Annotated in this window: 8 protein-coding genes; all 8 read left to right on the top strand. The window is 72.6% G+C overall.

What is annotated here, in order from left to right; genetic code table 11:
- The first annotated feature begins 26 nt into the window (after window positions 1–26).
- Complete coding sequence (locus ACOV8S_RS28235) at window positions 27–968, top strand: DUF881 domain-containing protein (protein WP_448321343.1); 942 nt, start codon at window positions 27–29, stop codon at window positions 966–968.
- The gene (locus ACOV8S_RS28230) at window positions 965–1,297 is read left to right on the top strand and encodes a small basic family protein (protein WP_108956887.1); all 333 of its coding nucleotides are present in this window, start codon (window positions 965–967) and stop codon (window positions 1,295–1,297) included. The genes ACOV8S_RS28235 and ACOV8S_RS28230 overlap by 4 nt, the downstream gene beginning before the upstream one ends.
- 4 nt (window positions 1,298–1,301) lie before the next feature.
- Window positions 1,302–2,177, top strand: coding sequence for a DUF881 domain-containing protein (locus ACOV8S_RS28225; RefSeq protein WP_448321312.1), 876 nt, complete (start codon window positions 1,302–1,304; stop codon window positions 2,175–2,177).
- Window positions 2,178–2,259: 82 nt separating this feature from the next.
- Entirely contained in the window at window positions 2,260–3,144 is an 885-nt protein-coding gene (locus ACOV8S_RS28220) for an FHA domain-containing protein (RefSeq protein WP_448321342.1), read from the top strand.
- Between the two features lie 39 nt (window positions 3,145–3,183).
- The gene (gene ftsR / locus ACOV8S_RS28215; RefSeq protein ID WP_448321310.1) at window positions 3,184–3,960 is read left to right on the top strand and encodes a transcriptional regulator FtsR; all 777 of its coding nucleotides are present in this window, start codon (window positions 3,184–3,186) and stop codon (window positions 3,958–3,960) included.
- A 67-nt stretch (window positions 3,961–4,027) separates the two neighbouring features.
- Window positions 4,028–4,501: a bifunctional nuclease family protein gene (locus ACOV8S_RS28210; protein WP_151772043.1), complete on the top strand. Its 474-nt coding sequence runs from the start codon at window positions 4,028–4,030 to the stop codon at window positions 4,499–4,501.
- A 250-nt stretch (window positions 4,502–4,751) separates the two neighbouring features.
- Window positions 4,752–5,399, top strand: a complete 648-nt coding sequence (locus ACOV8S_RS28205) for a MerR family transcriptional regulator (RefSeq protein WP_448321308.1) — start codon at window positions 4,752–4,754, stop codon at window positions 5,397–5,399.
- 114 nt (window positions 5,400–5,513) lie between these two features.
- Window positions 5,514–7,001, top strand: a 1,488-nt coding sequence (locus ACOV8S_RS28200; protein WP_448321307.1) for a DNA polymerase IV, incomplete at its 3' end; no start/stop codon positions are given.

Genomic DNA, 7,001 nt, shown 5'->3' with positions numbered 1-7,001 from the left:
GTGGTACACGGGCGCGGCATGCGACGATGTGCGGCATGCCGCAGCAGCCCCCCGTTCGGAGCACTCCCGTTCGCCCCTCGCGTCCGGACGCCTCCATGTCGCTGCTCACCAACGTCATGGACCACAGCCTCGACGACGGTTACGCCGAGGCGGCCGCACGCAAGCGCGGGGAGGGCGGCGGGCTGCCGAAGACGCTCAAGGCGAAGCTGGGGCTGGCGGCCGGGCTCGTGCTGGCCGGCCTGGTGGTCACGCTGGGCGCGGCACAGGCCCGGGAGGACGCGCCGGTGGTCGCCAGGGAGCGTGAGGAGCTGATCGACCGGATCGGACGCCAGACCGAGCGGGCCGACGAACTGCAGAGCAGCGTCGACCGGCTCCGGGCCGAGGTGGGCGAGCGGCAGCGCGAGGCGTTGCGGGAGCACGGCGGCGGAGGTGGCCGGCTGGAGACCGTGCAGATCCTGTCCGGGGCCGTCCCCGTGCACGGGCCGGGCGTCAAACTGGTCGTCGACGACGCGGAGGACTCCGGCACCGGGGCCGACGGCGAGCCCCGCGGCTCCAGCGGCTTCTCGGACACCGGCCGGGTCCGTGACCGGGACCTGCAGCGGGTCGTGAACGGGCTGTGGGAGTCGGGCGCCGAGGCGATCTCCGTCAACGGGCAGCGTCTCACCGCGCTGTCCGCCATCCGGGCGGCGGGCGACGCGATACTGGTCGACAACAAGCCGCTGGCGCCGCCGTACACGGTGCTGGCGGTGGGGGACGGGAAGCCGCTGAGCACCCGGTTCCAGGACAGCGCGGACGGCCTCTACCTGTACGCGCTGCAGGAGAACTACGGGATCCGCACGGCCATCTCGGTCGAGAAGGACCTGAAGCTGCCCGCTGCCCCCAGCGTCATACTGCGCGAGGCGAAGCCGGCGCAGCCATCGGAACCAGCAGAGGCCGAAGAGCCGAACAGCGGGAAGGGCACATCGTGATCGCCGTACTGGGCCTCGTCGTGGGAGTCGTGGTGGGCCTGTTGGTCCGGCCCGAGGTCCCGGTCGCCGTGGAGCCGTATCTCCCCATCGCCGTGGTGGCGGCGCTGGACGCCGTGTTCGGCGGACTGCGGGCCATGCTGGACGGCATCTTCGACGACAAGGTCTTCGTCGTGTCGTTCCTGTCCAACGTGGTCGTCGCGGCACTGATCGTTTTCCTCGGCGACGAACTGGGCGTGGGGGCCCAGCTGTCCACCGGCGTGGTGGTCGTCCTGGGCATCCGCATCTTCTCCAACGCCGCGGCCATCCGCCGGCACGTCTTCAGGGCGTGAGGCGATGAGCGAGGAGCATCACGAGGGGCCTGCGGGGCCCCGCGGGAACGGAGGCGCGCCGGAGCACCGGCTGCGCAAGGAGCTGCCCGAGGAGAGGCCCGCCACGGCCCCTGAGCCGCAGGCACCGGAACAGGACGCTCCGCCCGGCGTGACAGGCCGTCAGAGGCTCGTACAGAGCGTCTGGCCGCCCAGGGCGAGCAGGGCCCAGCTGATCGTGGCGCTGCTGCTGTTCGGCCTGGGCTTCGGACTGGCCGTCCAGGTGGCCTCGCACAGCGCGGGGGACACCGCGCTGCGCGGCGCCCGGCAGGAGGACCTGGTCCGCATCCTCGACGAGCTGGACGACCGCACGGCGCGGCTCGAGGAGGAGCAGAAGACCCTCGAGGAGCAGCGGTCGGAGCTGGAGAACAGTTCGGACCAGGCCGAGGAGGCCCGCCGCCAGACGCTCGCCAAGGAGCGGCAGCTGGGAGTGCTGGCCGGCACGGTTCCCGCCGAGGGCCCCGGCATCGAGGTCACGGTCGAGGACCCGCGCAAGGCGGTGGGCCCCGACAAGCTGCTGGACGCCGTCCAGGAGCTGCGGGCCGCCGGAGCGGAGGCCATCGAGCTCAACGGCGTCCGCGTGGTCGCGAGCACCTACCTGACGGCACGCCCGGACACGGGCGCCGGAGTGTCGGTGGACGGAAAGAAGATCTCCGCTCCGTATCGTTTCAAGGTCATCGGGAAACCGCAGGATCTGGAGCCCGCACTGAACATCCCGGGAGGGGTGGTGCAGACTCTGGAGAAGGAGCAGGCCACCGTCGTCGTGGAGCGCCGGACGAAGATCGTCGTGGACGCCTTGCGAGCGGCGAAGCGGCCTGACTACGCTCGGTCGTCGGCCCGGTGAGGAGGGGCTACGTGTACGCCGTTCCGACGGGACGTCGGGTCGCGGGGGGTCGGCGCGCCGAAGAAGTGGTGTGTGGTGGAAACTGTATGGCGGAGACGGACGTTGTGAAGATGTCCGGGTCGGCCGGTCGGTGCAGTCAGGGTTCGTCCTGCCCCACGGGCGGGTCTGTTTCGGTCAAGGGGAATCGCCCGTGAATTTGTTTGCGAAGTTGTTCGGCAAGAGTGCGCGAGAGGGCGGCAGCGAGACGGCCCGCCATCGCGATGGTTCCGACGCGGGGAACCGGCCGCTCTACCGGGACCAGGTCGCTGGTCCGGAGGGTGGCAATTCCGGTGGTCACGGCGCGTCGGCCGTTGACCCTGCCCAGGCGGCCCGCATAGGTTTCGGGGACCCGTCGGGCTCAGCGGCGGGGCAGCCGCAGCAGAGGGATCCGTCCATGTCGGCGCTGGTGTGCACGCGGTGCGGCAACCGCAATCCGGAGAACAGCCGCTTCTGCTCGCACTGCGGAGCGCCGCTGCGGGCAGGTGTCCCGGAGCGTCCCTCCGAGACGACCTCGACGATCTCCATCTCCGGCATCGAGTCGTACGACCCGGAGGCCACCGGTCAGACGCAGGTCCCGGCCCTGTCGCCCGAGGCTCAGGCCGCGGTCGAGGCGCTGCCTGCCGGTTCGGCCCTCCTGGTGGTGCGGCGCGGCCCCAACTCCGGCAGCCGTTTCCTGCTGGACGCCGAGCTGACGACGGCGGGTCGTCATCCGCAGAGCGACATCTTCCTGGACGACGTGACGGTCTCCCGCAGCCACGTGGAGTTCCGCCGCGGCCCCGAAGGTCACTTCACGGTGGCCGACGTGGGCAGCCTCAACGGCACGTACGTGAACCGGGAGCGCATCGACGAGGTTGCTCTGGCCAACGGTGACGAGGTCCAGATCGGCAAGTACCGCCTGGTCTTCTACGCGAGCCAGCGGAGCGTCTGACCCTCCGGACCAGTCCGGGGGCAACTCCAGGGAAGGTCCATGCTTGAACCACCCAGTGGCGGCGCCGGAACCGGCGCCGCCACCGCGGACAGCCGGCTGATGAGCATCGGCACGGTGCTCAGTCTGCTGCGCGACGAGTTTCCCGAAGTCACCGTCTCCAAGATCCGGTTCTTGGAGTCGGAAGGGCTGGTCGAGCCCCGGCGCACCCCGTCGGGATACCGGAAGTTCAGTGCGGGAGACGTCGAGCGGCTGGCCCGGGTGCTGCGGATGCAGCGGGACGGCTATCTGCCCCTGAAGGTCATCCGCGAGCGTCTGGACGTGCTCGAGGGCGTGCGGGTCCCGGACGACGGGGCGGACGCCGACGCGGCCGTCCCCGCCCTCGCGGGGGCGGGCGAGCCGGAGGAGTACCCCGGCGAGACCCCCGGGAGTGAGCCGGAGGCCGCCACGGCGGTGCGGATCGGCCGCGACGAGCTCCTCGCGGCCGCCGGCACCGGCGAGGAGCAGCTGGAGGCCTGGGAGGCCTACGGGCTGATCGAGCCGCTGCCGCAGGGCGGTTACGACGCGGCGGCGGTCACCGTCGCCTCGCTGCTCGCCGAGATGGCCCGGTTCGGGATCGAGCCGCGCCACCTGCGGGCCATGAAGACCGCCGCGGACCGCGACGCGGGCCTGGTGGACCAGGTCGTCGCCCCGCTGCGGCACCACCCCAACCCCGACACCAGGCACGACGCCCGGGTCAGGACGCGGGAGCTGGCCGGCCTGGCCACCCGCCTGCACTCCGCGCTGCTGCAGACCGCCCTCGGCGTGCGCCTGTCGTGAGGGCCGGAAATCCACCCATGCCCTGCTCGACTACCCAAACCGTGCGGGCACGGCCTAGGGTTGCTGTGTGAACGAGCTCGATGTCGTAGGTGTCCGGGTCGAAATGCCCTCCAACCAGCCGATCGTGCTCCTGCGCGAAGTGGGAGGCGACCGCTACCTTCCCATCTGGATCGGCCCCGGGGAGGCGACGGCGATCGCCTTCGCCCAGCAGGGCATGGTGCCCGCGCGGCCGCTCACGCACGACCTGTTCAAGGACGTGCTGGAGGCGGTGGGCCAGGAGCTCAGCGAGGTGCGGATCACCGACCTCCGCGAGGGGGTCTTCTTCGCCGAGCTGGTCTTCGCCAGCGGCGTGGAGGTCAGCGCCCGCCCGTCCGACGCCATAGCGCTCGCCCTGCGCACCGGCACGCCGATCTACGGCAGTGACGGCGTGCTCGACGACGCGGGAATCGCGATCCCGGACGAGCAGGAGGACGAGGTGGAGAAGTTCCGCGAGTTCCTCGACCAGATCTCTCCCGAGGACTTCGGCACCAGCAACCAGTGACAGAACCGCACGATCCCAGGCAGTCCCAGGACGCGCCGGCCGTTCGCGGCCGGCGCGTCGGCAATTGCCCGGGACGCGTGCCGCCGTCCTGCGGCCCGCGCGAAGCGCATTCGGCTAGCCTTTCCCCGTGACGGGGCACGGAAAACCACTCGCAGGGTGATTATCACTCGGCGTGGCGAGTGTGGCGATCGTTGACGCACCCCTGACGACTGCCTACCGTCTGGATGGCAGGTCTAGGACGGAGGTCGGCGTGAGAATCAGCGGCGACGGTACGGCCGACGGCTCCCCGGGACGTGTCCCGGGCGGCAGCGGTCCGTACCGGCCCCACGGCAACGCGGCCGGTTACGCGCCGCAGCGCTCGGCGGCCGGGACGGGCGACCGGGACGGGGCACAGACGACGGCCGAGCAGGTCGGATACCGCGGGCCCACGGCCTGCGCCGCCGCGGGGATCACCTACCGCCAGCTGGACTACTGGGCGCGCACGGGACTCGTCGAGCCCAGCGTGCGCCCGGCCCACGGGTCGGGGACGCAGCGGCTCTACAGCTTCCGGGACGTCGTCGTCCTGAAGATCGTCAAGCGCTTCCTCGACACCGGGGTGTCGCTGCAGAACATCCGCACCACGGTCCAGCACCTGCGCGAGCAGGGCTTCCGGGACCTGGAGGGGATGACCCTGATGTGCGACGGGGCCACGGTCTACGAGTGCACCTCGCCGGACGAGGTGCACGCGCTGCTCCAGGGCGGCCAGGGGATCTTCGGCATCGCGGTCGGAGTCGTGTGGCGGGACGTCGAGAAGGCGCTCTCGCAGCTGCACGGCGAGCGCGTGGACACCGGGGAGACGCTGATCGGTCACAACCCGGCCGACGAGCTGGCGCGCAGGCGGGGCAACCGGGCGGTCTGACCCCCGCCGGGGCCACGGCCCGTCGCGCTCGACGCTCCGGCTCACCGCGTTCGTGGCCTCGCCCCGCACGGCCGGTGGGCCGCACTGTCGGTGGTGTGCGGCACCATCGGAGGTGTGAGGTCCGCGCCGACGATTCTCCATCTCGACATGGACGCCTTCTTCGCCGCCGCGGAGCAGGCGTCCAAGCCGAGCCTGCGCGGCAAGGCGGTGGTGGTCGGCGGGCTGGGGCCGCGCGGCGTGGTGGCCACGGCCTCCTACGAGGCCCGCGTCTTCGGGGTGCGGTCCGCGATGCCCACCGCCCAGGCGCGGAGGCTGGCGCCCAACGCCGCGTACCTGTCGCCGCGCTTCTCCCTGTACCGCTCGATCAGCGACCAGGTCATGGCGCTGTTGCGCGCCCTGTCGCCGCTGGTCGAGCCGCTCAGCCTCGACGAGGCGTTCGTGGACCTCGAGGCCGGCGGCGTCGCCCACGACTCCGCGTCCGCCCTGCGGGCGGGCGAGCGGCTGCGCGAGGACATCCGCAAGGTCACCGGGCTCACCGGGTCGGTGGGGCTCGCCGCGTCGAAGATGCTGGCGAAGATCGCCTCCGAGGAGGCCAAGCCGGACGGCCTGGTGCTGATCGAACCGGGGACGGAGCGGGAGCTGCTGGCGCCGATGCCGGTGCGGACCCTGCCCGGCGTGGGGCCCGCCACCGGCGACCACCTGCGCCGCGCGGGCATCACCACCGTGGGGGAACTCGCCGAGGCCGGCGAGGACGAGCTGGTGCGGCTGGTGGGCAAGGCACACGGGCAGGGCCTGTACGCCATGGCGCTGGCCCTCGACACCCGGCCGGTAGTGGCCGAGCGGGAGACCAAGTCGGTGTCCGTGGAGGACACCTACGACGTGGACATCCACGACCGGGTGCGGATCCAGGGGGAGGTCCAGCGGCTCGCCGACCGCTGTGTCCGCAGACTGCGCGACGGCGGCCACGCGGGGCGCACCATCCAGCTGAAGGTGCGGCGCTACGACTTCTCCACGCTGACCCGCTCGGAGACCCTGCGCGGCCCGACGGACGACCCCGCGGTGGTCCGGGAGGCGGCGGCGCGGCTGCTGGAGGGGGTCGACACGACCGGCGGGGTGCGCCTGCTGGGGGTCGGCGTCTCGGGTCTCGCCGACTTCACGCAGGAGGACCTCTTCGCGCAGGCCGCGCAGGCCGCGCAGGCCGCGCAGGCCGCCGAGGCCGCTCGGAACGCGCAGGCCGCCGAGGCGGCGCGGGAGGGTCCCGGAGGGGAGCGGAAGGCCGGCGGTTCCGGGGTCGAGGACGACACGGCGCACCGGTCGCCGCCCGGCCGGGAGCCGTCGGTCGAGCGGCCCACGCCGCGGTGGACCGCCGGGCACGACGTACGGCACGCGGTGCACGGGCACGGCTGGGTCCAGGGGAGCGGGCTCGGACGCGTCACGGTGCGCTTCGAGACCCCCGCCTCGCCGGCGCCCGGGAGGGTGCGGACCTTCGTCGTCGACGACCCCGAGCTGAGCCCGCGGACCCGTTGCCCCTGGTCGAGGCGGAGCCCGCAGCGCCGGCCGGGACCCAGGACGCCGCCGCGCCCTCCGGGGCCGAGGCGGGCC

Source organism: Streptomyces sp. CO7, from assembly GCF_053474865.1.
Note: the sequence above shows the minus strand (reverse complement) of the source record. Positions and strands in the feature narration are given on the sequence as shown.

What these genes read in the sequence shown, in the direction of transcription:
- ACOV8S_RS28225 (WP_448321312.1), top strand. Translation starts at nt 1,302, where the DNA reads ATGAGCGAGGAGCATCACGAGGGGCCTGCGGGGCCCCGCGGGAACGGA.
- ACOV8S_RS28235 (WP_448321343.1), top strand. Translation starts at nt 27, where the DNA reads ATGTGCGGCATGCCGCAGCAGCCCCCCGTTCGGAGCACTCCCGTTCGC.
- ftsR (WP_448321310.1), top strand. Translation starts at nt 3,184, where the DNA reads ATGCTTGAACCACCCAGTGGCGGCGCCGGAACCGGCGCCGCCACCGCG.